Annotated in this window: 17 protein-coding genes and 1 tRNA gene; 9 read left to right on the top strand and 9 right to left on the bottom strand. The window is 69.4% G+C overall.

Annotated features, from left to right (window positions below; translation table 11 throughout):
* Nucleotides 1-437: 437 nt before the first annotated feature.
* A complete protein-coding gene (locus tag ACFRIC_RS13005) occupies nt 438-1562 on the bottom strand; it encodes a sugar ABC transporter substrate-binding protein (protein ID WP_382783706.1) in 1125 nt (374 codons plus the stop codon).
* Nucleotides 1563-1842: 280 nt separating this feature from the next.
* Between ACFRIC_RS13005 and ACFRIC_RS13000 the strand changes: the two genes are divergently transcribed.
* On the top strand, nt 1843-3516 hold the full coding sequence (locus ACFRIC_RS13000; protein WP_382783703.1) for a PA14 domain-containing protein: 1674 nt from the start codon (nt 1843-1845) through the stop codon (nt 3514-3516).
* A 71-nt stretch (nt 3517-3587) separates the two neighbouring features.
* On the opposite strand, the gene ACFRIC_RS12995 is transcribed toward ACFRIC_RS13000, so the two are convergent.
* From ACFRIC_RS12995 to ACFRIC_RS12975, 5 genes are all read right to left on the bottom strand, one after another.
* Entirely contained in the window at nt 3588-4040 is a 453-nt protein-coding gene (locus tag ACFRIC_RS12995; protein ID WP_382783701.1) for a heat shock protein transcriptional repressor HspR, read from the bottom strand.
* 7 nt (nt 4041-4047) lie between these two features.
* The gene (gene dnaJ / locus ACFRIC_RS12990) at nt 4048-5235 is read right to left on the bottom strand and encodes a molecular chaperone DnaJ (RefSeq protein ID WP_382783698.1); all 1188 of its coding nucleotides are present in this window, start codon (nt 5233-5235) and stop codon (nt 4048-4050) included.
* Nucleotides 5236-5268: 33 nt separating this feature from the next.
* Nucleotides 5269-5928: a nucleotide exchange factor GrpE gene (gene grpE, locus ACFRIC_RS12985; RefSeq protein ID WP_382783695.1), complete on the bottom strand. Its 660-nt coding sequence runs from the start codon at nt 5926-5928 to the stop codon at nt 5269-5271.
* Nucleotides 5925-7769, bottom strand: a complete 1845-nt coding sequence (dnaK, locus tag ACFRIC_RS12980; protein WP_382783692.1) for a molecular chaperone DnaK — start codon at nt 7767-7769, stop codon at nt 5925-5927. The genes grpE and dnaK overlap by 4 nt, the downstream gene beginning before the upstream one ends.
* A 147-nt stretch (nt 7770-7916) precedes the next feature.
* Complete coding sequence (locus ACFRIC_RS12975) at nt 7917-9032, bottom strand: MraY family glycosyltransferase (RefSeq protein WP_382783689.1); 1116 nt, start codon at nt 9030-9032, stop codon at nt 7917-7919.
* Between the two features lie 266 nt (nt 9033-9298).
* On the opposite strand from ACFRIC_RS12975, the gene ACFRIC_RS12970 reads away from it, so the two are divergent.
* From ACFRIC_RS12970 to ACFRIC_RS12955, 4 genes are all read left to right on the top strand, one after another.
* Nucleotides 9299-11575 (top strand): (Fe-S)-binding protein, encoded by a 2277-nt coding sequence (locus ACFRIC_RS12970; protein WP_382783687.1) that lies wholly within the window; start codon nt 9299-9301, stop codon nt 11573-11575.
* A gap of 386 nt (nt 11576-11961) precedes the next feature.
* On the top strand, nt 11962-13455 hold the full coding sequence (locus ACFRIC_RS12965) for an FG-GAP and VCBS repeat-containing protein (RefSeq protein WP_382783685.1): 1494 nt from the start codon (nt 11962-11964) through the stop codon (nt 13453-13455).
* 284 nt (nt 13456-13739) lie between these two features.
* The gene (locus ACFRIC_RS12960) at nt 13740-14807 is read left to right on the top strand and encodes a Yip1 family protein (protein ID WP_382783682.1); all 1068 of its coding nucleotides are present in this window, start codon (nt 13740-13742) and stop codon (nt 14805-14807) included.
* A gap of 241 nt (nt 14808-15048) precedes the next feature.
* Nucleotides 15049-16338, top strand: a complete 1290-nt coding sequence (locus ACFRIC_RS12955) for a beta-propeller fold lactonase family protein (RefSeq protein WP_382783679.1) — start codon at nt 15049-15051, stop codon at nt 16336-16338.
* Nucleotides 16339-16494: 156 nt separating this feature from the next.
* Here ACFRIC_RS12955 and ACFRIC_RS12950 read toward each other — a convergent pair whose 3' ends face one another.
* Nucleotides 16495-17010: a phosphoribosyltransferase gene (locus ACFRIC_RS12950; RefSeq protein WP_382783676.1), complete on the bottom strand. Its 516-nt coding sequence runs from the start codon at nt 17008-17010 to the stop codon at nt 16495-16497.
* A gap of 4 nt (nt 17011-17014) precedes the next feature.
* On the bottom strand, nt 17015-17590 hold the full coding sequence (gene dcd, locus ACFRIC_RS12945) for a dCTP deaminase (protein ID WP_382783673.1): 576 nt from the start codon (nt 17588-17590) through the stop codon (nt 17015-17017).
* A gap of 510 nt (nt 17591-18100) precedes the next feature.
* Here dcd and ACFRIC_RS12940 point away from each other — a divergent pair.
* The 4 genes from ACFRIC_RS12940 (at nt 18101) to ACFRIC_RS12925 (ending at nt 22170) form a co-directional block, all read left to right on the top strand.
* Nucleotides 18101-18174: transfer RNA gene (locus ACFRIC_RS12940), tRNA-Gly, on the top strand.
* Nucleotides 18175-18568: 394 nt separating this feature from the next.
* Nucleotides 18569-19018 (top strand): cytidine deaminase, encoded by a 450-nt coding sequence (locus tag ACFRIC_RS12935; RefSeq protein WP_382783671.1) that lies wholly within the window; start codon nt 18569-18571, stop codon nt 19016-19018.
* A gap of 348 nt (nt 19019-19366) precedes the next feature.
* Nucleotides 19367-19912 (top strand): MOSC domain-containing protein, encoded by a 546-nt coding sequence (locus ACFRIC_RS12930; RefSeq protein ID WP_382783668.1) that lies wholly within the window; start codon nt 19367-19369, stop codon nt 19910-19912.
* 212 nt (nt 19913-20124) lie between these two features.
* On the top strand, nt 20125-22170 hold the full coding sequence (locus ACFRIC_RS12925; RefSeq protein WP_382783665.1) for a cell wall-binding repeat-containing protein: 2046 nt from the start codon (nt 20125-20127) through the stop codon (nt 22168-22170).
* A gap of 484 nt (nt 22171-22654) precedes the next feature.
* On the opposite strand, the gene ACFRIC_RS12920 is transcribed toward ACFRIC_RS12925, so the two are convergent.
* Nucleotides 22655-23407 carry a collagen binding domain-containing protein gene (locus tag ACFRIC_RS12920; RefSeq protein WP_382783662.1) on the bottom strand — a complete coding sequence of 251 codons (753 nt, stop codon included), beginning with the start codon at nt 23405-23407 and terminating at the stop codon, nt 22655-22657.
* Nucleotides 23408-23585: the final 178 nt, after the last annotated feature.

Below are 23585 nucleotides of genomic sequence, written 5' to 3'. Positions count from 1 at the left end.
TTGAAACGATCAGCCGTACCACCGCGGCTTTCACCCGCACGACCCCACACACAGAACCGGAACCTGAGCTTCCCCCACCTGCGGTACCGGAAAGTTCACACACCCTGTGGATCGGGTCGATCGGCGCCCGTCGCGGATGCCCGGCGACGGAGGCGAGGGGATCATGCCGGAGGGGGCGCACAGCCGCGGAGGGGCGCCGCGAGGGGCGCGAGGCGCCGGAGTGGGCAGGCGCGGGCGCTCGGGCGCGCAGAAGGCCGTACAGCGCTCCTACGGAGGCGCGGCGCTCCTGAGGGGGATTCCCGAGCCGGGACAGCGGAACGGCCCCGGGCGGGGTGGCGCTGGGGGCGCTCGTCCGCGGCGGGGCCGGAACCGTGCTGGTCCTCGCCCGGCCGTCTCGGTGCCGAGACGGCCGGGCGGGGCGTCCTGCTTGGTGCGTCCTACTTGATGCCGAGCGAACCGCAGAGCGACTTGTAGGGCGCCGTGCAGATCTTGGCGACGGGGTAGATGCCGTCCTGGACGACCGTGTCCTCGATGTTGTCCTTGGTGAGCGCCACGACGGGCACGAGCTGGGACGGGATGTCCTTGTTCGTGGGGCTGCTGACCTTGTCGCGGGTGAGCGCGTCGAACTCGATCGAGCGGCCCTGGACCCGGGCGACGGCCATCTCGGCGGCCGCGTTGGCCTCCTGCGGGTACGACTTGTACACGCTCATGTACTGGTCGCCCTTGATGATCCGCTGCACGGCGATGAGCTCGGAGTCCTGGCCGGTGACCGGCGGCACCTTGCTGACGCCCGCGGCCTTGAACGCGTCGATGACCGCGCCCGCGATGCCGTCGTTGGCGGCGTAGACACCGGCGATGTTGCTCAGACCGACGGACTGGATGGACTTCTCCATGTTGGCCTTGGCGTTGACCGGGTTCCAGTCCTTGGTGTCGTACTGGGCCGCGATGATCACCTTGTCCTCGAGCTCGGACTTGGCACCCGACTTGAACTGCGCGGCGTTCGGGTCGGTCAGCGAGCCGTTCATCATGATGATCTTCTTCGAGGCCGAGTTGGAGCCCAGCGCGGCGACGAGGGCCTTGCCCTGGGTCTCGCCGACCAGCTCGTTGTCGAAGGAGATGTACGCGTCGATCGGGCCCTGCGCCAGGCGGTCGTAGGCGATGACCGGGATCCCGGCCTCCTTGGCCTTGCGCACGCCCTTGGCGATCGTCACCGAGTCGACCGCGTCCACGAGGATGACGTCGACCTTGTCGTCGATCATCTGCTGCATCTGGCGGAGCTGCTTCGCGGCGTCCTGCTCCGCGTTCAGGTACAGGACGTCACCCTTCTTCTCGGTGAGCTTCTGCACCTGCTCCCGGATGATCGGGTAGTCGAACTTCTCGTAACGGGTGTTCGCCTTCTCCGGAAGGAGCAGGCCGACCGTGATGTCGTCGCCCTTCGTGGCGCTGGCCGAGCTACTGCCCCCGCCGAAGCCGGCCACGCCGCATCCGGCAAGGGTGAGGGCGGTGGCCGACGAGGCCACCGCTATGACGGTACGGCGGAGGCCGGTGTTACGAGTCTTCACATCAGGTGCCTTCCGGGCGAGGTTGCAGCATTGCGACCCAGGTGGCTGAAAGCCAACGCGGCGATCACCTCAGCGTCAAGGAGTAACCACTTAACGAGATGGCAACGGCGTTTCGTGTTCCACAAGTGAACGCGACGGGAAAAGACTACGCCCATCCACTGACCGATCCCCTCAGCTTCACCTTCTGTCATTCACAGGTACAACCAAGTTCCGTTCACAGGAGTCGTGATCGTCGACGGTTTTTAACCGCCGTTGACGATCGGCAGACCTGAAGGAACACATGCACAGAGCCCCTGTCACGAAGGGCGCCGTCTCCTCGGCCCTCGTGCTCGCCACCGCGGGCGGCCTGCTCACCGCAGCCGGCCCGGCCGCCTCCGCAGTGACCAACTGCACATCGCCCGTCTATAAGCGGCAGTTCTACGCGAACACCACCTTCTCGGGCACACCGAAGAAGACGGACTGCGATACGGCGATCGACCAGAACTGGGGCTCCGGCGCGCCCGCGTCCGGACTTCCCGCCGACAACTTCGGCGTCCGCTGGACGGTGACCCGCGACTTCGGCTCGGGCGGCCCCTTCACCCTGCCCGTCACCACCCAGGACGGAATTCGGGTCTATCTGGACGACATACGCAAAGTCGACCTCTGGAAGAACGTATCGGCCACACAGTCAAAAACGGTCAGCCTGACCATTCCGTCCGGAAAACACACACTGCGCGTCGATTTCGTCAACTGGACAGGCAAGGCGAACGTCACTTTCGCCTACAAACCCGTCACTTCGGCCGGTACCGACAAAACCAAGCCACTCGTCCCCGCGGGTTCCTCGGCGTCGTACGACACCGCGACCGGCCGGGCCAAGGTCTCCTGGTCCAAGAACCAGGAGATGGACCTCGCCGGCTACCGCGTCTACCGCCGCCTCAAGGGCAGCACCACCTGGACCCTGCGCACCACCACGACGACGACCACGTCGTACACGGACACCTCCCTCCCCGCGACCGGCGCCACCTACTACTACGAGGTCCGCGCCTACGACAAGGCGGGCAACGAGTCCTCCGGCACCACGGACCGCCCGGTGACCACCACCGACCGGACGGCCCCGGCGCGCGTCACCGGTCTGTCGGGCCGGGGCACCACCGCGGGCAACACCCTGACCTGGCAGGCCTCCTCCGCGGACGTCGACCACTACGAGGTGTGGGCCGCGCCGACCGGGCAGAGCGACCCCGACGGGCCGGAGATCGTGTTCGGGACCTCCTACACGGACCGGATCGCGCAGGTGGGGACCGACTACCGGTACACCGTCCAGGCCGTCGACGGCGCCGGGAACGTCTCCCCCGTCTCCGACGGCCTGACGCTCATGCGCCCGGAGGAGTCCACGGCGCCCGCGCCGGCCTCGGTCCTGGGCACGCCCACCGACGCCTCGACCCGCGTCTCCTGGACCCCGGCACAGGACCCCGACGCGATGGTCACCGGATTCCACGTCTACCGCCGCACGTCCGCGCAGGGCGCCTGGATCCTGGTGGGCAGCGCCGGGGCGACGGCCGTCTCCTACGACGACACCTCCGCCCCGAAGGGCACCGCGTACTACTACGTCGCCTCGGTCGACAACGGAGGAGCCGAGTCGAACCCCTCGGCGCAGACCACCGTCGACCGTCTGACGCCGGCCACCGCCACCGGTCCCGCCGCGCCGCGGCTGACCGTGCTCTCCGAAGGCGGCACCCGCTTCCCCATCAGTGTCGGGGTGCGCCCCGGGACGGGCGACGAGGCACGGCTGCTGAAGGGGTACGCGTGGGACGTCTCCGGCGCCTGCGGCTTCAGCGGCACACAGTTCACCGCGTCGGACACCGTCTCCTGGACCCCGCAGTACACGGGCCCCTGCACGGTCTCCGTCCGCGCCGTGGACGCCTACGGCCGCAAGGGCGAGAACGCCGCCTCCGTCGAGGTCATGGTCAACCGCTGACCGCCTGACGGCACACGAAGGGGCCCCACGGTTCAGGTGAACCGTGGGGCCCCTCCGGCCGAGCGTGGAGGTCAGTCGGACGTCCGCTTGGGGCGCCAGACCACCAGGGCGCTCGTCTGCTGGACCTCCTGGTACGGGACCAGGTCACGGCGGTAGGACGCGTGCACCGCGGCCTCGCGCTGCTGCATGGCCACCGCCGCGCCGTCCAGGGCCGACTCCAGCTCCGCCACGCGGGACTGGAGCGCGGCCACCTGGTTCTCCAGCTCGATGATGCGCTTGATGCCGGCGAGGTTGATGCCCTCGTCCTGCGACAACTGCTGCACGGTCCGCAGCAGTTCGATGTCGCGGGCCGAGTAGCGCCGGCCCCGGCCGGCGGTGCGGTCGGGAGAGACCAGACCGAGCCGGTCGTACTGACGCAGGGTCTGCGGGTGCAGTCCGGAGAGCTGGGCCGCCACCGAGATGACGTAGACCGGGGTCTCCTCGGTCAGTTCATAGGGGTTGCGTCGACGACCGGTCGTGTCCATGGCTCCGTCATGCTCCCTTCGCGGCCTGGAACAGCTCCGCCCGCGGATCCTCACCCGCGGTCGCCTCGCGATACGCCTCCAGCGCGTCACGAGCCTTGCCGGACAGGTCCTGGGGGACCGTCACCTCGACGGTGACGAGGAGGTCGCCCCGCGTGCCGTCCTTGCGGACCGCGCCCCTGCCCCGGGCGCGCATCGTGCGTCCGTTGGGGGTGCCCGGCGGCAGCTTCAGCGTCACCGGCGGGCCGCCCAGCGTCGGCACCTTCACCTCGCCGCCCAGCGCCGCCTCCGCGAAGGTGACGGGCACGGTGACGGTGAGGTTGTCGTCCTTGCGGCCGAAGACCGGGTGCGCGTCCACGTGGACGGTGACGTACAGGTCGCCGGCCGGGCCGCCGCGCTCACCGGGAGCGCCCTTGCCCCGCAGCCGGATCCGCTGGTTGTCGCTGACGCCCGCGGGGATGCGGACCTGCATCGTGCGGGACGACTTGGCCCGCCCGCTGCCCGCGCACTCCATGCAGGGGTGCTCGGCGATGAGGCCGCGGCCCTTGCAGTCCGGGCACGGGTCCGTGAGCGAGAACCCGCCGCCCGAGCCCCGCGCCACCTGCCCGGTGCCGACACAGGTCGGGCACACGCGCGGTGTGCCGTTCTTGTCGCCGGTGCCCGAACAGGCCTTGCAGGCCGCCTGCGAGGTCATCCGCAGCGGAACGGTCGCGCCGTCCACCGCCTCCGTGAAGGAGAGGGTGACCTCGGTGTCGATGTCCTGGCCGCGCCGGGGCTGCGTCCGCGTGCCCGTGGTGGCGCCGCCGCGGTTGAACAGGCCCCCGAAGACGTCACCTATGCCGCCGCCGAAGCCGCCGGCCCCTCCCGCTCCCTGACCCGGGGCGCCCCCTCCGAAGAGGTCGCCCAGGTCGAAGTTGAAGTTGCCGCCGCCCGCGCCGGGACCCGGCCGGAAGCCACCGTTGCCGAAGAGGGCGCGTGCCTCGTCGTACTCCTTGCGCTTCTTGGGGTCGCCGAGCACGTCGTTCGCCTCGGAGATCTCCTTGAAGCGCTCCTCGGCCTTGGCGTTGCCCTTGTTGGCGTCCGGGTGGAACTCGCGGGCGAGCTTCCGGTACGCCTTCTTGATCTCGGCCTCGGTGGCGTCCTTGGGGACGCCGAGGACCTTGTAGAAGTCCTTCTCGATGAAGTCCTTGGTGCTCATCCCCGACGTCCCTCCTTCCTCGTCCGTTCAAGCTCAGCCCTCGTCCGGGCCACCGCTCTCCTTGTCCTCCGCCGCCTCGGCCGAGTCCTCGGCCTTGACCGGCTGCGCCCCGGGCTGCGGTTCGGCGACGGCCACCCGCGCGGGGCGGATGGTGCGCTCGCCGAAGCGATACCCCGGCTGCAGAATCGCCACGCACGTCGTCTCCGTGACGTCCGGCGCGTACGAGTGCATCAGGGCCTCGTGGATCGTCGGGTCGAAGGGCTCGCCCTCCTTGCCGAACTGCTGGAGCCCCATCTTCGCCGCGACGGTCTCCAGCGATTCGGCGACGGACTTGAATCCGCCGACGAGCTCCCCGTGATCCCGCGCGCGGCCGATGTCGTCGAGCACGGGCAGGAGTTCGGTCAGGAGGCTCGCCACGGCGACCTCCCTGACCGCGATCCGGTCGCGCTCGACACGGCGGCGGTAGTTCTGGAACTCGGCCTGGAGGCGCTGGAGGTCCGCGGTGCGCTCGGACAGAGCCATGCGCGCCTGGTCCAACTGTGCTGTCAGGCCGGTCAACTGTGCTGCTGCGTCCCCGTCCGGGGCCGCCGCCCCCTCCGCAGAGGGGGTGGCGGTCTGCGGCTCGGCGTCGTCAGAGGTGGCGCCGGAAGGGACGTCGGGCTGCTCTTCGAAGCCCGGGGTCTCCTCCGTCACGCGGCACCGTCCCGGCGGTCCTCGTCGACGATCTCGGCGTCGACGACGTCGTCGTCGGCCTTCGGGGCCTCGGCGCCGTGGGCGTCGCCACCCGCGGCCTGGGAGGCCTGGGCGTCGGCGTACATGGCCTGGCCGAGCTTCTGCGAGACCGCGGCGACCTTCTCGGTGGCGGTGCGGATCTCGGCGATGTCCTCGCCCTTGAGCGCGGCCTTCAGCTCCTCGACGGAGGCCTCGACCTCGGTCTTGATCTCGCCGGGGACCTTGTCCTCGTTGTCCTTGAGGAACTTCTCGGTCTGGTAGACGAGCTGCTCGCCCTGGTTGCGGGTCTCGGCGGCCTCGCGGCGGGCGTGGTCCTCCTCCGCGTACTTCTCGGCCTCCTGGCGCATGCGGTCGACCTCGTCCTTCGGCAGCGAGGAGCCGCCGGTGACGGTCATCTTCTGCTCCTTGCCCGTGCCGAGGTCCTTCGCGGTCACGTGCATGATGCCGTTGGCGTCGATGTCGAAGGCGACCTCGATCTGCGGGACACCGCGCGGGGCCGGCGGCAGACCCGTCAGCTCGAACATGCCGAGCTTCTTGTTGTACGCCGCGATCTCGCGCTCGCCCTGGTAGACCTGGATCTGAACGGAGGGCTGGTTGTCCTCGGCGGTGGTGAAGATCTCGGACCGCTTGGTCGGGATCGTCGTGTTCCGCTCGATGAGCTTCGTCATGATGCCGCCCTTGGTCTCGATGCCGAGGGACAGCGGGGTCACGTCGAGGAGCAGGACGTCCTTGACCTCACCCTTGAGGACACCGGCCTGGAGCGCGGCGCCGATGGCGACGACCTCGTCCGGGTTCACACCCTTGTTGGCCTCGTTGCCGCCGGTCAGCTCCTTGACGAGCTCGGCGACGGCGGGCATACGGGTGGAGCCGCCGACGAGAACGACGTGGTCGATCTCGGAGAGCTGGATGCCCGCGTCCTTGATGACGTTGTGGAACGGCGTCTTGCAGCGCTCGAGCAGGTCGGCGGTGAGCTGCTGGAACTGGGCGCGCGTGAGCTTCTCGTCCAGGTGCAGCGGGCCCTCGGCGGAAGCCGTGATGTAGGGCAGGTTGATCGAGGTCTCGGTGGACGAGGACAGCTCGATCTTGGCCTTCTCGGCGGCCTCGCGCAGACGCTGGAGCGCCATCTTGTCCTTGGCGAGGTCCACGCCGTGGCCGGAGCGGAACTGCTGCACCAGGTAGTCGACGACGCGCTGGTCCCAGTCGTCACCACCGAGGTGGTTGTCACCGTTGGTGGCCTTCACCTCGACGACGCCGTCACCGATCTCCAGGAGGGACACGTCGAAGGTGCCGCCACCGAGGTCGAAGACGAGGATCGTCTGGTCGTCCTTGTCGAGGCCGTACGCGAGCGCGGCCGCGGTGGGCTCGTTGACGATACGAAGGACGTTGAGACCGGCGATCTCGCCGGCTTCCTTCGTCGCCTGGCGCTCGGAGTCGTTGAAGTACGCCGGGACGGTGATGACCGCGTCGGCCACCTTCTCGCCCAGGTACGCCTCGGCGTCGCGCTTCAGCTTCTGCAGGATGAAGGCGCTCATCTGCTGCGGGTTGAAGCTCTTGCCGTCGAGCTCGATCTTCCAGTCGGTGCCCATGTGACGCTTCACCGAACGGATGGTCCGGTCAACGTTGGTGACCGCCTGGCGCTTGGCGACCTCGCCGACGAGCACCTCGCCGTTCTTCGCGAAGGCGACGACGGACGGCGTGGTCCTGGCGCCTTCGGCGTTGGTGATGACGGTGGGCTCGCCGCCTTCGAGAACGCTGACGACGGAGTTAGTCGTGCCCAGGTCGATGCCGACCGCACGTGCCATTTCGATTCCTCCAGCAATGACTTGAGTGGAACGGACTCAAGTGTGCACGACGTCCGGCTCCCGGTCAACAGACCTGAGTCGTGGGGGCTCAACTCTTATCCGCTCCTTACACGCATGGAGCTTCTGACCTGCGCCTTTCTCGCTGTGTCAGTGAACCTTCACCGCGCCGGGAGACTCCGGACGGGGACGCCCGGGACGCCCGAGCACTCTCGGGACGGGTCCCCCGGGGGCGGGGATCGCATGCGGATGGACACGGCGCGGACGCACCCCGGGACGCAGGGCCCCCGCGACGGCGACCGCCGCCACGGCACCGGCCACCCACCAGGCGGCTCCCGCCCCCAGCCAGCCGAGGTCGATGCACAGCCCCACGAACGCGCCCGCGAACGCCGCCAGCCCCGTCACGACCAGGACCCCCTGCCGGGTGAGGCCCGCCCGCCGCAGCCGGTGCACCAGATGGTCCGGTGCCGGTCGCAGCAGCGGCCGTCCCGCGCGCCGCCGCGACACCAGGACCAGGACGCCGTCCGCGGTGGCCACGGCCGTCAGCGCGAAGGCGGCTCCGAGGCCGGGCCCGGCGGGCCGCTCGGCGTGCACCTGCACGACCGCGGAGGCCAGCAGGAAGCCGGCGAACAGCGACCCGCACCGCCCCGGCGCGATCCGGGCCGGGGGCCATCCGTGCATCAGGAAGCCCGTGAGGGCGGCGGCCAGCACGCTGAGCAGCGCCGCGAGCCCGTCCATGAGCTCGGCGGCCGCGCACCCGCTGAGGGCGAACGCGGTGATGACGCCGACCGTTCCCACCACCCCGTCGGCGTGGTCCAGCGAGCGGAAGGCGTGCGTGACGAGGACCGTCCAGGCCACCGCCAGCACTCCGGCGGGCAGACCGAGTTCGTCGTAGGGGACGGTCAGCGCGGCGGCGACGGCGACCCCCGCCACGCACACCACCGGGGGCACGGGCAGCAGGTCGGCGGCCAGGCCCAGCAGGGCGACCGCGATCGCGGCGACCAGCAGCCGGCCGGCCTCGGGGCCGAGCGGGGCGGCGCCGGTCCAGTCCCCGGCCCAGCCGACGAGCGCGGTCGCGCCGGCCACGGCGACCCCGCCGAGGAGCGGGACCGGCCGTGCCCTTCCGGGCGCCCGCGGTTTCGCCCGGCGTGCCGGCAGCCCCCTTCCGCCGGCCGGGCCGAGGCGCAGGGAGAACGCCCGCAGCAGCGCGGCGAGCGTCGCGGTCAGGAGCAGAGCGGCGGTGGCGGCCGTGATTCCGTACAGCACATCGCCAATTTAGGGGTAATTGTCACAGTATTGGGTGAATAACACGATCGGGTTTACGTGTCCCGTCGACCCCGGGCGAACCGCACCCCGTGCCCGCATTCCGGGCGCCCACTCAGGCTTCCCTCAGCGACGCAGATCACCGCACCGCTGACTACAGTGCGGCGAAGGAAGTGGGTAGTCTCAGACGGACTGCATAAGTTACCGCTTAGTAATCACCTTCGAGGTCACCCTCGAAGCAACACCTCGCAGGCCCGAGGAGCCCCCGAATGCAACTCGCCGCGATCATTGTGTCGCTGGTCCTGACCGTGGTCGGCGTTGCGCTGCTCGCACGCGCCATCGGTCAGTTCGTCCGGTACTTCAAGCTGGGCCAGCCGGTCCCGGCCGGTGCCCGGACCGACAACCCCTACGCGCGCAGCGTGACCCTGGTCAAGGAGTTCCTCGGCCACACGCGGATGAACCGCTGGGGCATCGTGGGCTTCGCCCACTGGTTCGTGGCGATCGGCTTCCTGACCCTCCCGCCGACCCTCGCCCAGGCCTTCGGCCAGCTCTTCCAGGCCGACTGGACGCTGCCGGTCATCGGCGACTTCCTGCCGTTCGAGCTGTACATCGAGTTCATCGGCGTGATGACGACCATCGGCATCGCCGTGCTCATCGTGATCCGCCTGCTGAACCTGCCGTCCCGCCCGGGCCGCAAGTCCCGCTTCGCGGGCTCCAAGGCCGGCCAGGCGTACTTCGTCGAGTACGTCATCCTCACCATCGGCCTCGCGATCTACACCCTGCGCGGGCTCGAGGGCGCCATCCACCACGTGGACCACTACGAGGCCGCGTACTTCGCCTCGTACCCGCTGGTCCTGGCCTTCAAGGGCCTGAGCGTCGCCACCCTGCAGAACCTGATCTACCTCACCGCCATGGTGAAGATCGGCACCTCGTTCATCTGGATGATCGTGGTCTCGCTCAACACCAACATGGGCGTGGCCTGGCACCGCTTCCTGGCGTTCCCGAACATCTGGTTCAAGCGCGAGGCGACCGGCGGGACCGCCCTCGGCGGCCTCCAGCCGATGACCTCCGGCGGCAAGGCCATCGACTTCACCGACCCCGGCGAGGACGACGTCTTCGGTGTCTCCCAGGTCGAGCAGTTCTCCTGGAAGGGCCTGCTCGACTTCTCCACCTGCACCGAGTGCGGCCGCTGCCAGTCGCAGTGCCCCGCCTGGAACACCGGCAAGCCCCTCTCCCCCAAGCTCCTGATCATGTCGCTGCGCGACCACGCGCACGCCAAGGCCCCGTACCTGCTGGCCGGCGGCGGCAAGGACATGGAGGGCAACGAGAAGGCGTCCGAGGAGCAGCTCAAGGACGTGCCCGCGGCCGCCCTCGCCGAGGCCGAGCGCCCCCTCATCGGCACCGCCGAGGAGAACGGCGTCATCGACCCGGACGTCCTGTGGTCCTGCACCACCTGTGGTGCCTGCGTCGAGCAGTGCCCGGTCGACATCGAGCACATCGACCACATCGTCGACATGCGCCGCTACCAGGTGATGATCGAGAGCGCCTTCCCGTCCGAGGCGGGCACGATGCTCAAGAACCTGGAGAAGAAGGGCAACCCCTGGGGCCTGGCGAAGAAGCAGCGCCTGGAATGGCTCAAGGAGGTCGAGTTCGAGGTCCCGGTCGTCGGCAAGGACATCGAGGACCTCTCCGAGGTCGAGTACCTCTACTGGGTCGGCTGCGCCGGCGCCCTGGAGGACCGCGCCAAGAAGACCACCAAGGCCTTCGCCGAGCTCCTGCACATGGCGGGCGTCAAGTTCGCGATCATGGGCGGCGACGAGAAGTGCACCGGTGACTCCGCCCGCCGTCTCGGCAACGAGCCCCTGTTCCAGGAGCTCGGCATGGAGAACGTCGCGGCGCTGAACATGGCCTTCGGCGAGGACGACGAGGACGAGTCGACCAAGAAGCCGAAGTCGGCGAAGAAGATCGTCGCCACCTGCCCGCACTGCCTCAACACGATCGGCAACGAGTACCCGCAGCTCGGCGGCGACTACGAGGTCATCCACCACACGCAGCTCCTCCAGCACCTCATCGACGAGGGCAAGCTGCTGCCGGTGACCCCGGTCGAGGGTCTGATCACCTACCACGACCCGTGCTACCTGGGCCGCCACAACAAGGTCTACACTCCCCCGCGCGAGATCATGTCCGCCGTCCCGGGCCTGCGTCAGCAGGAGATGCACCGCCACAAGGAGCGCGGCTTCTGCTGCGGCGCCGGCGGTGCGCGGATGTGGATGGAGGAGCGGATCGGCAAGCGCATCAACAACGAGCGCGTCGACGAGGCTCTGTCGCTGAACCCCGACATCGTCTCCACCGCCTGCCCGTTCTGCCTCGTCATGCTGACCGACTCGGTCAACGGCAAGAAGAACGAGGGCAAGGCGAAGGAGTCCGTCCAGGTCGTCGACGTCGCCCAGCTCCTGCTCGAATCCGTCAAGACGCCGGTCGAGGAAGAGCCGCCGGCGGGCGCGGCCGAGTCGGAGAGCGAGCCGGAGCCGGAGCCGGTGAAGTAGCCGTCCTCCCCCGGTGCCCCCGGTGCGGCCCGATCCGTTCCGCACCGATCTGTTCCGCACCGTCCGGACGAGCGTCCGACACGACTGTCTGAACAGCCGCCTGACCCGGCCGTCAGGCACAGCCGACCGGCCCGTTCCGGATCGGTACGACCGACACCCCCGTGCTCCGTGGAGCACGGGGGTGTCGCCGTGTGCGGCCCCTCGAACACCGCGCGCCCGGCCGGAACGGAACCGAACTCACGTACAACCCTTGCCCACCGTCGTCGGTCTCCTGATCGTCGATCGGTCGGTGAACTGCCGGACAACTCCAGGCAAATGCAGCCGGTCGGCTCCCTATTGACAGGGACGCGCGCCCAGCGTCCCCGCATGCCGCAGGAGAATCCCGCATGCTCATGCGTCACCCGCGCCACGTGCGCCTCGCCCTCGCGACGGCGACCGCCGCCGCTCTGACGGGCGGTCTTCTGACCTTCTCGGCCGCGACCGCGACCGCCGCGGACTCCACCACGGTCCCGCAGGCCGACTTCAACGGCGACGGCAAGGGCGATGTGGCCCTCTCGGCCCACGGCGCCTACGTCAGCGGCCACGCCGGCGCCGGCCAGATCGTCGCCCTCTACGGCACGACCACCGGCGTGTCGTCCGCCAAGCGCTCCACGATCAGCCAGAACACCACCGGCGTGCCCGGCACCGCCGAGGCCGGCGACGCCTTCGGCGCCGAGACGGCGTACGCGGACTTCAACGGTGACGGGTACGACGACCTCGCCGTCGCCTCCCCCTCGGAGAAGGTCGGCACCGACACCAACGGCGGCGGCCTCGCCATCCTCTGGGGCTCCGCGAGCGGCCTCACCGGCAAGGGCGTCGACGTCCCGGACCCGTCCCCCTCCTCGCACGACTACTGGGGCAAGGACCTGGCCGCCGGCGACTTCGACGGCGACGGCAAGGCCGACCTCGCGGTCGGCAGCTCCTCCAGCACGATCTACGTCTACAAGGGCGGCTTCAGCACGGCCGGCACCCCCGGCGCCCGTACGACGATCAAGCCCCCGATCCAGTCGGGCACCAACGACAACCCCTACGGCCCGCTCAGCCTGACCGCCGGCGACGTGAACGGCGACCACAGGACCGACTTGATCGTCGACGGCTTCGAGACGCAGACCGACGACGGCTGGAACACGAACTACTACGTGCCCGGCACGGCCACCGGCCTGAGCGTGGCGTCCGCCAAGGCCCTCAAGCCAGGCATCGTCACCGGCATCGGCGACATCAACGGCGACGGCTTCGGCGACATCGTCAGCGGCGCGGGCTGGGACGCCACCACGGAGAACGGCACGCCCGTCCCGGACGCCGCCAACGGCGGCAAGGTGAACATCACCTACGGCTCGGCCTCCGGACCGGCCGGCACGACCGGCGTCACCCAGAACAGCGGCAGCGTCCCCGGCACCTCGGAGAAGGGCGACGCCTTCGGCTGGGACCTGGACATGGGCGACGTCAACGGCGACGGCTACCAGGACCTGGTCGTCTCGGCTCCGGACGAGGACATCGACGGCGTCACCAACACCGGCATGGTCACCGTCCTGTACGGCTCCGCGGCCGGCGTGAACGTCTCCTCCGGCACCCAGGCGTTCGCGCAGAGCACGGCGGGTGTCCCCGGCAACGACGAGAAGGGCGACCTGTTCGGCGCGGACGTCAAGCTCGACGACGTCACCGGCGACGGCCGGGCCGACCTGCTCGTCGGCTCGTACGAGAACTCCGCCAACGGCGCGGTGACCTACCTGCCCTCGAACGGCAGCAAGATCACCACGACCGGCTCCCGCACCGTCTCCCCGAGCACCTCGGGCGTCTCGACCTCGGGCACCCCGCAGTTCGGCGCCCTGTTCGCCGACTAGCGGGTGACCGGCGGCCGGCACCCTGTTCGCCGGCCGTCGGACGACCGGCGGTCCGCACCGTCCGTCACCCCGATCGTCCCGTCCCACACCGCCGGGCCCGCGCACACGGGCCCGGCGGTTTCTCGTTCACCGACCCGCCGGAGCACGTCACCAACTGGGCCTCCGTGTCGGCGCCTTGACCGGCCGGTCCGCCGTTCCCGTGCCTTGATCGTTCCGGCCTCCCGGGAGGGTCCGGAGGGCGGTCCTGCGGACCCGTAGGGGCGGACTCGGCGCTCCCGTAGGGGATGTCACAGCTCGGCCCCAATGCCCGGCCCGCCGCCCCTGAGCCGCCACGTCACTCTTCGGGACCAGGTACGTTCGATGACGTGGCTGGATTCAGGATCGGACGCGGCGGCCGGGACAACCGTGCACCGCAAGGGCGACCGCAACAACAACCGTCGTACGGACAGTCCTCCCAGGGACGTGGACAGCAGTCCCCCCAGGGAGGCGGGCAGCAGCCGTACGGCTACCCGGGCGCGCCGTCGCAGCCCCAGTACGGCGGACAGCAGCCGTACGGCGGGCAGCAGGGCTCCCAGCCCTACCGCGGCGGGCAGCAGGGCGGCTGGCCCCAGGGCGGACAGGGCGGACAGGGCGGCGGGTACGGCGGCGGGCACGGTGAGCCGGAGTACTTCGGCGACGGGCACCCGCAGCAGGGCCCGGACCCGTACGCCGCGAACAGCCCCGGTCACACGCAGGCCTTCTCGATCGGCGAGGACCCCTACAGCCAGGGGGACGTCTACCGCGCGGGCCAGGCGGCCGCACCGCCGGTCGGCCCCCGGCTGCACTGGAAGGACCTGCTCAAGGGCATAGTCGCGGCCCCGAACCGGACCTTCCTGCAGATGCGCGACTACACGATGTGGGCCCCGGCCCTGATCGTGACGTTCCTCTACGGTCTGCTGGCGGTCTTCGGCTTCGACGGCGCCCGCGAGGACGCCATCACCGCGACCCTCTCCAACGCCGTCCCGATCGTCCTGACGACCGCTGTCGCCCTCGTGCTCAGCACGTTCGTCCTCGGCGTGGTCACCCACACCCTGGCCCGCCAGCTCGGCGGCGACGGGGCCTGGCAGCCCACGGTCGGCCTCTCCATGCTGATCATGTCCATCACGGACACCCCGCGCCTGCTCTTCGCCATGTTCCTCGGCGGCGACGCGTCCTTCGTGAAGCTCCTCGGCTGGATCACCTGGGTCGCCGCGGGCGCCCTGCTGACCATGATGGTCGGCAAGTCCCACGACCTCCCCTGGCCGAAGGCGCTCGCCGCGTCCTCCATTCAGCTCATCGCGATCCTGTCGATCATCAAGCTGGGCACGTTCTGACCCGGCGGGCGGCACGCAGACCCGCCCAGAACTGAGAAAGAGGGGCTCCCGGCACACCGCCGGGAGCCCCTCTCACGTCATACGCCGACGCGCCAAGGCCCAGAAGTCGAGGCCTACGCGTCGAGGGCCTGCCCGGGCCCGGTCGCCCGCCTCCGCGCTCCGGATCCCCGGTTCGGTCGCGACACACGACCATGTGCGGTCTCGGTGGGGCGCACGAACGTCCAGGCGACCGCCCCGACCCATGGTCAGGGCGCTGCGCGTCTCCGCCGTACCGAATATGACGAACTGTCATACTGCGTCACGTTCTGTCAGTCCGGTCGAGAGGATTGCTGTGGCCATCTGTCAAACCGTGAGGGGGGTGGGCGCGCAGGAGACCCTCCCGTCGTCGGCGCCGCCTGATCTTCGAGTCCGTCGCTCGTGGCGGGATGGGTTGCTGCGGGCGCTGGTGGCAGGTCTCGTCGCAGCGGCCGGCCTGGCCCTGCCCATGGTGGCCCCGCAGCCCGCCCAGGCCGTGCCGCCCGGCACCTACGCCTACGTCACCAACTTCAACGCCAACACGGTGTCGGTGATCAACACGGCGACGAACACGGTGGCGGTCACGGTTCCCGTCGGCGCTGCGCCGTGGGAAGTGGCGGTGTCACCGAACGGTACCCGCGCCTATGTCACCAACCGCGCCGATGACACGGTGTCCGTGATCAACACCGCGACCGACACAGTCGTCGCCACCGTCCCCGTCGGCCCTGAGCCCCTGGGGGTGGCGGTGTCGCCGAACGGCACCCGTGCCTACGTCACCAACTTCGGCGCCGACACGGTGTCCGTGATCAGGACGGACACGAACACGGTCGTCGCCACCGTCCCCGTCGGCGATGCCCCCATCGGGGTGGCGGTGTCGCCGAACGGGACCCGTGCCTACGTCACCAATTCCGACGACGACACGGTGTCCGTGATCAGGACGGCGACGAACACGGTCGTCGCCACCGTCCCCGTCGGCGCCTTCCCGTTCGGGGTGGCGGTGTCGCCGAACGGCACCCGCGCCTACATCACCAACCTCAACGACGACACGGTGTCCGTGATCAAAACGGTGACGAACAGGGTCGTCGCCACCATTCCCGTCGGCGATGCGCCCCAGGGGGTGGCGGTGTCACCGAACGGCACCCGCGCCTACGTCATCAACGCCGACACCGACACCGTGTCCGTGATCAAAACGGCGACGAACAGGGTCGTCGCCACCATCCCCGTCGGCGATGCGCCTCGAGAGGTGGCGGTGTCGCCGAACGGAACCCGCGCCTACGTCACCGACGCCAACGCCGACACGGTGTCCGTGATCAACACCGCCACCAACACCGTCGTGGCCACCATCCCCGTCGGCGACCTCCCGTTCGGGGTCGCGATCGGGGTCGTGCGCTGCCCGGGCCACGGCAGGCCGGGACACGGGAAGCCCGACCACGGCAAGCCGGATCACGGAAAGCCCGGCCACGACCGGCCGGCCACGGCCACCGTCCCGGCCCGCGGTAACTGCACACCGGTATGACGAACGCCCCGGCGCCGGGGGCCCTGGGGCCACCGACGCCGGGGCACCCCGTGACCACGCAACCCCACACCACGGCCCGCCGCCCAAGCCTCCGTGGTGTCGACAGCGAGGCGACGACAAGCGGGCATCGCCGCCTTCCGCCCTGCGGCTAGAGGGCTAGAGGGCTTCCTTGGAGGGGGTGACCGGCTCGCCGGACCTACGCACTACAGGCAAGACACTCCACGGGAAGTTGATCCACTCGTCGGTGCGCTTCCAGACGTACTCGCACTTCACCAGCGACTGGGTCTTCTCGTAGATCACCGCGCTGCGGACCTCGGCGACCTCGCCGACGCAGAAGTCGTGCACGAGCTTGAGCGTCTTGCCCGTGTCGGCGACGTCGTCGGTGATCAGGACCTTCTTCTGCGAGAAGTCGATCGCGTTGGGGACGGGGGCGAGCATCACCGGCATCTCCAGCGTCGTCCCCACCCCCGTGTAGAACTCGACGTTCACCAGGTGGATGTTCTTGCAGTCGAGGGCGTAGGCGAGCCCGCCCGCGACGAAGACACCGCCACGGGCGATCGACAGCACGATGTCGGGCTCGTACCCGTCGTCGGCGATCGTCTGGGCGAGTTCGCGTACGGCGACGCCGAACCCTTCGTAGGTGAGGTTCTCGCGCACGGGAGACATGGTCATCGCCTCAGACCTGGGTGCGGTGGAAGTTCAGGAAGGACCGCGAGGCGGTGGGTCCGCGCTGGCCCTGGTAGCGGGAGCCGTAGCGGTCGCTGCCGTAGGGGAACTCGGCCGGCGAGCTGAGCCGGAACATGCAGAGCTGCCCGATCTTCATCCCCGGCCACAGCTTGATCGGCAGGGTCGCGAGGTTGGACAGCTCCAGGGTGACGTGCCCGGAGAACCCGGGGTCGATGAACCCCGCCGTGGAGTGGGTGACCAGGCCCAGGCGTCCCAGGGAGCTCTTGCCCTCGAGCCGCGACGCGAGGTCGTCGGGCAGCGTGATGACCTCGTACGTACTGGCGAGGACGAACTCCCCGGGGTGGAGGATGAACGGCTCGTCCCCCTCGGGCTCGACGAGCCGCGTGAGGTCCGCCTGCTCGACCGAGGGGTCGATGTGGGGGTAGCGGTGATTCTCGAACACCCGGAAGAAGCGGTCGAGCCGCACGTCGATGCTCGACGGCTGCACCATGGATTCGTCGTAGGGATCGATCCGGACCCGCCCGGCGTCGATCTCGGCCCGGATGTCCTTGTCTGAGAGAAGCACCTCCTGAGGATACGCAAGGCGCGCGGAGCCACGACAATCGTGGCTCCGCGCGCCGGTACTCCTGCCCGTCCTACTGCTCGGTCCCCGCCCTCTCCAGGGTCACCGGCACCACACTGCGGAGCCGGGCACACCGTGGACACCTCAGCAGCCGGCCGGGGCCGAGCCGCTCGGCCTGCTGCATCGGGAACGAAGCGGTACTGAACACGTGCCCCTCGGCACAACGGACGACGGTGCGCTCCATCAAGTCCCAGAGTCCCTTCCCCAAGAGCCGCGTCAGGCTGATGCCCTGACAACGAAAGCCACATTACGGGATGAAAGGGACGGCTCTCCAGGCGGCACTCCGACCCCGCCCGGACCCACTTCAACGCCCCCACCGTACGCCCCAACTCCGGTCCCCCGCAGCCGCATCCACCCCCCGAAACGCGCGGCGGCCCCGCGGCTTCGACGCCGGGGGCCGGGCATGAGGTACAGTGAGCGGGCATTCCGACACCGGCCCAACCGGCGTCTTACGCGGGTGTAGTTTAGTGGTAGAACATCAGCTTCCCAAGCTGAGAGTGCGAGTTCGATTCTCGTCACCCGCTCCATGTGAAACCCCCAGGTCAGTGACCCGGGGGTTCTTTGTTGTCCAGACCAGTGGGTGATGAGCACACCACCTGCGCACCAGCAGGACCGGCTGGCTGCCGGTCGGCTCCTTGCGGTGCGCCGGATCACCCTCGCGCCGCTTCGCCCGCTCAGCGCGCACCATGCCATCAAGCCCCGACTGCGCTCCGCCCCGCCGTGTCCTTGCGGGCCTACGCACCCACTGCCAAGATCATCGCCATGACCGCCCCAAGAGCTGCACGGCAGGCTTTCGTTCTACGAGCTGACCACGGTTGACGGGAGCCATGAGGTGGCGCTGCCGAAGAAGGACGCCCCACTGGTTCTGATCGCGATAGGCCAGGATTCGCTGGAGCCGCAGGCCGCTCGGAGGCAGAGAAGTTGACCACACCGACCGACCGTGTCGACCACGAACTGATCCGGGCAGCGGCACACCTCGCGGCCACGCGCTGCCGGGGCGACAACCACACCATGGCGGCTGCGGGCCGTGCCCGGGACGGCCGGATCGTCACCGCGGTGAACGCCTATCACTTCACCGGAGGCCCCTGCGCGGAGCTGGTCCTGATCGGCGCTGCTGCCGCCCAGGGCGCCTACGACCTGGACACGATCGTCGCGGTGGGTGACCGCGACCGAGGCGTCGTGCCCCCGTGTGGCCGCTGCCGCCAAGCCCTCCTTGACTACTTCCCGGCCCTCGAGGTCATCGTCGGGACAGAGGGCGGCCTCCGGATGGTGCCCATCACCGACCTGCTTCCCGAAAGCTACGTCTGGGCGGACCACCAGCTCGACGCCGAGGAGAGCGCACCACTTCCAGAGGAACCTGCCGATACGTGATCCAACACCGAGTCCCTGCGGGCGTGTTGACCTACAGGGCATGGGTGAGCAGCATGCGCTTGTGATCAAGCATCATCCCGCAATGACACAGGGCCACCATGGCAGTTGAACCACGGCACGAGATGCGCCGACTGCGCGTTCGTCTGCGCGGCTACATCCTTGCCGTGCTGTTCCTCGCCGGGTGGACGGTCCTGGGCCACTGGTGGGTGCCTGAACCGTGGTCAGCCGGCATAGCGACCGCGCTCTTCATCCTTGCGGCATCCGTGCTCTACGGCGAGATCCGCGCGTGGCGCCTCCGTCGCAGCCACCGTATGTCCGGCCGCAGAACGACAACAGGTGGAGGGCGTGATGCCTGGACAGGTGACCGCGGTGAGCCGTAACGAGGGGTACTCGTTCAGCAAGCCCCATCGCGATTCCATCAGGCTGCTCACGGGGCTCGGCGTGGAAGGAGACGTTCACGCAGGTGAGACGATCCGCCACCAGTTCCGCATGACGTACGAGCCGGACCTGCCCAACCTGCGCCAGGTCCACCTGATGCACGAGGAACTCTTCGACGAACTCGCGCTCAAAGGCTTCAAGGTCTCCGCGGGCCAGCTCGGCGAGAACGTCACCACGCGCGGGGTGGACCTGTTGTGCCTGCCCACCGGCGCCCTGCTCCATCTCGGGGAGCAGGCGGTGCTCGAGGTGACCGGACTGCGCAACCCGTGCTCGAAGATCAACGACTTCCGCAAGGGGCTGCTCGGTGAGGTCTTCGCCATGGACCCCTTGTCCGGCGAGTTCACGTTCAAGTGCGGCGTCATGGCTGTGGTCCGCCGTGGAGGGATCGTCCGCCCCGACGATTCCATCCAGGTCGAGCCCCCGCCACCGCCTCACCGCCCGCTGGAACGGGTCTAGGTTCTTGTCCCGTGGTCATCGGCGTTGCCCGCGACCTCGCCCGTCCGTGCCCGCTCGGGCCGGTCGTCGGCGGCCGCGGCGGCCATGGCGCGGTCGCAGACGAAACGTGATCTTCCTGCTCCGAAACTTTGTTCCCCTGCGTCTCGGTGCGATCTACAGTTACTCAGCCCCTGTGTGGGGCCTGTGTTCGTGATCCATGGGGGGTCGACAACTTGAGACTGTTCATGCGCCGCCGTGCCGCGGCGCTCGCGACCGCGGCGGCGCTCGCCGCGGTGGGCACCCTGGCGAGCGCTCCGAGCGCCGCCGCGGACGACGCCGGGCCCTGGCCCGGCACCGAGGGAAAGATCCTCACCGACGGCCCGACGCTGGTCGATCCGGTCACCGGGACCGCCACCCAGGTGGGCACCCACATGGGGAGCTACGCGGCCTGGGCGCCGGACGGCAGCCGCATCGTCTCCGAATGGGGCCAGCTCGCCAGCGAACGCCCCGACGGCAGCTCGCGCTTCAGCCTGCCCTGGGCGGCGGGCGTGCGCTCCAGCGCCGAGCAGAAGGACATCACCTTCTGGTGGGGCGGCCGGTACGTCGTCTACTCCACCGGCGGCCAGCTCGTCTACGGCCCCTCCGACGCCTCGTGGGCCCCCAAGCCCCTGCTGTCGGCCACCCAGGAGCCGTCCACCGTCTGCGACGAGGACCCGACCGTCAGCCCGAAGGGCCTGCTGGCCTTCTCCCGTCGCATCAACTACGGCTGCTACGACAACGACGGCGTCTGGGTCTACGACTCGTCCGCGAACACGGTCAAGCGCGTCCTCACCGACGCCGCGCAGCCGGCGTTCTCCCCGGACGGCACCAAGCTCGCCTTCGTCCGCAACGTAGGCGGCGGGCTCAGCCAGCTCTTCACCGCGAACGCCGACGGCACCGGCGTCCAGCAGATCACCACCGACGGCCGCGGCTACGCGAACCCGTCCTGGTCGCCGACCGGCACCCGGATCATCGCCGACGTCCACACCTCCGGTGACAGCGCCGACGTGCACACCACGGAGTACGTCACCGTGGCCACCGGCGCGACGACCGCGGTCCGCGGCACGCCGCAGGGCAGCAACCCGAGCTGGCAGCCGCTGCGCAAGAACTCCGCCGGCCGCGTCTGGGGCTCCGACGTCTACGGCAGCAACATCGCCTCCTCGCGCTGGACGTGGAACACGTACGGCGGCACCAAGGTCCCGGGTCTAATGGACGCGAAGGCCGCCGTCCTGATCAACCGGGACGACTCGGCGTACTCGCTCACCGCGCCCGCCCTGGCCGGCAAGAAGCAGGGCCCGGTCCTCGGCACCACCAAGAGCGGCCTGACGACCGCGGTGAAGAACGAGTTGAAGCGCACGCTGAAGCCGGGCTCGAACGTCTACCTCATCGGTGGCACGTCCATCCTGACCAGCACGGTCTCCTCGCAGGTCACGTCGCTCGGCTTCACCCCGAAGCGGCTGTCGGGCACCGACCGCTACGCCACCTCGGTCGCCGTCGCCAAGTCGGTGACGAGCAGCCCGAAGTACGTTTTCCTGGCCACCGGCACCGACTACCACTCGGCGCTCGTGGCCGCCTCCGCGGCCGGTGCCGACGGCACGAGCAGCGCGGGCAGCGTCGTACTCAACAACGGCAATGCGCTGAGCTCGTCGGTGAAGTCGTACCTGAACAGCCTGAACCCGAAGAACACCATGGTCATCACGGTGGGTTCCTCGGCGAAGTACGCGCTGACGCACACGTACTTCTCCAACTGGCCGTCGACGTTCACGTATTACCCGATCACGGGCTCGACGAACGAGGCCACCTCGATCGCCGTCGCCAAGTTCTGGTGGTCCGCGCCGAGCACGACGGCGCTCGCCTACACCAACTCCTGGCGCGGCGGGGTCTCCGCGGGCGCGGCCATGAACGTCTTCGGCCCCGTCCTGTGGACCGCCAAGGACAGCCTCTCCAGCGAGGTCAAGAGCTACCTGCTGCGCGAGTCGGCGAGCACGAACTCGGTGATCGCGTTCGGCGGCACCGGTTCGGTCGCCAAGGCCGCGCTGGACAGCGCGGGCGCCGCGATCAGCGCGAGCGCGAGCCAGTTCGTGTACCACCCGTACTACGACGGCCTCGTCGCACCTGCCTCCCAGCAGAGCACCTACGCGGCCCGCACCAACGGCGGCCAGCCCGCCACGGTCGCCCGCACCGGCCCGACCGGCGCGGACCCCCACCTGGACTCGCTCAAGACGGTCCAGCACCAGTAGCGCGACCGGGCGGGGGCGCCGATCAGCACGACCGGCGCCCCCGCCCCACGGGCCACCCACACCCCTGCACCGGATCAGCGCACCAGATCCATCACGGACCCGGTCCCTCACTCATGAGGGCGACTCCGCCTGTGCCGAACCCAGTCGGTGGCCATGAAGCAGACCGTGACGACGAGCAGCATCACGGCACCGAGCACCACAGTGACCCCCGCCGCAACAGCGGGCATCACCCACCAATACGCATCATCGTCCTGCACGCCTACCCCCTCCGACACTGATCCCCGACGCCCAGAGATCGCGAAAGGTTCCCGCCCGAGCGAAGCGAGCTGTTCAGCAGCGAACCGGCTGGGGATACGGATCGGACGGGTGCGCCGGAAACGGCTGATGACCGGCGGTGAGCCGGTCATCAGCCGTGTCTTGGGTCAGGTGGTCAAGGCTGCTCCCAGGCGATGTCCACCCGGGCGCAGTTGTGTCGTCGGGCAGCTCAGGAGTGGCCGTACCCGCCGTACCCGTCGCACTTGTCGCCATAGCCGGCCGTGCACTCGCGTTCGTTCTCGACCTTGACCGTGACGTCCTCGTGGGTGCCGTCGATGACGTAGGGCCCGGTCACCGGGTTGTCGGGCAGGACGTAGCCGTCAGGGACGGCGGTCTCGCGCAGGTAGTACGTGCCGTACTCGAGCGGGTCGAAGTCACAGGCGCCCGTGGCGCCCGTGGTGCATTCGGTGCCCGTCAGGGTGTCCGGGTTCCCGCCGTTCGTCTGCAGCCCGGCCCGGCCGTTCGACTCCTTCCACAGTTCGAACACGGCGCCTTCCAATGGCCGCCCTGTCTTGGCGTCGGACTTCTTCAGGTGGAGCGAGCCGTCGTGTTCCTCAGGCGTCTTCGTGTCCGCCGCGGTCACCGAAACACCCGCGTCGGCGTTCCCATCAGTGAGAACCAACGGACCGAACACCGCGGGATTCGGCAGGTCGTAGCCGTCAGGAGCAGCCGTCTCCTGCCAGTAATACGTGCCGGTCGGAACGGTCTGCCCGCACGTACCGGCCAAGCCGGTGACGCAGGGGTCGCCGACCTTGGTGTCAGGGTTGATACCGGTGGTCTGCAGACCGGCCGTGCCGTTGGTCTCCTGCCACAGCTGGAACTCCGCACCACGCAACGGGGCACCGGAGTCCGCGTCGACCTTCCGCACCCGCACCCGACCCTGGCCAGGGGTCACAGGCGTCTTGGTGTCGTTCGCGGTCACCGAAACACCCGCGTCGACGTTCCCATCAGTGAGAACCAACGGACCGAACACCGCAGGATCCGGCAGGTCATAACCGTCAGGGGCAGCCGTCTCCTGCCAGTAATACGTGCCGGTCGGAACGGTCTGCCCGCACGTACCGGCCAAGCCCGTGACACACCGATCACCGACCTTGGTGTCA

Origin of the sequence: Streptomyces sp. NPDC056738 (assembly GCF_042790435.1) — a bacterium.
Taxonomy (GTDB): domain Bacteria; phylum Actinomycetota; class Actinomycetes; order Streptomycetales; family Streptomycetaceae; genus Streptomyces.
Note: the sequence above shows the minus strand (reverse complement) of the source record. Positions and strands in the feature narration are given on the sequence as shown.

Excerpts from the sequence above, each read along its gene's own strand:
- ACFRIC_RS13000 (WP_382783703.1), top strand. The coding sequence starts at position 1,843 with ATGCACAGAGCCCCTGTCACGAAGGGCGCCGTCTCCTCGGCCCTCGTG.
- ACFRIC_RS12995 (WP_382783701.1), bottom strand. The coding sequence starts at position 4,040 with ATGGACACGACCGGTCGTCGACGCAACCCCTATGAACTGACCGAGGAG.
- dnaJ (WP_382783698.1), bottom strand. The coding sequence starts at position 5,235 with ATGAGCACCAAGGACTTCATCGAGAAGGACTTCTACAAGGTCCTCGGC.
- dnaK (WP_382783692.1), bottom strand. The coding sequence starts at position 7,769 with ATGGCACGTGCGGTCGGCATCGACCTGGGCACGACTAACTCCGTCGTC.
- ACFRIC_RS12970 (WP_382783687.1), top strand. The coding sequence starts at position 9,299 with ATGCAACTCGCCGCGATCATTGTGTCGCTGGTCCTGACCGTGGTCGGC.
- ACFRIC_RS12965 (WP_382783685.1), top strand. The coding sequence starts at position 11,962 with ATGCTCATGCGTCACCCGCGCCACGTGCGCCTCGCCCTCGCGACGGCG.
- ACFRIC_RS12960 (WP_382783682.1), top strand. The coding sequence starts at position 13,740 with ATGTCACAGCTCGGCCCCAATGCCCGGCCCGCCGCCCCTGAGCCGCCA.
- ACFRIC_RS12955 (WP_382783679.1), top strand. The coding sequence starts at position 15,049 with ATGGTCAGGGCGCTGCGCGTCTCCGCCGTACCGAATATGACGAACTGT.
- ACFRIC_RS12950 (WP_382783676.1), bottom strand. The coding sequence starts at position 17,010 with ATGACCATGTCTCCCGTGCGCGAGAACCTCACCTACGAAGGGTTCGGC.
- ACFRIC_RS12930 (WP_382783668.1), top strand. The coding sequence starts at position 19,367 with ATGCCTGGACAGGTGACCGCGGTGAGCCGTAACGAGGGGTACTCGTTC.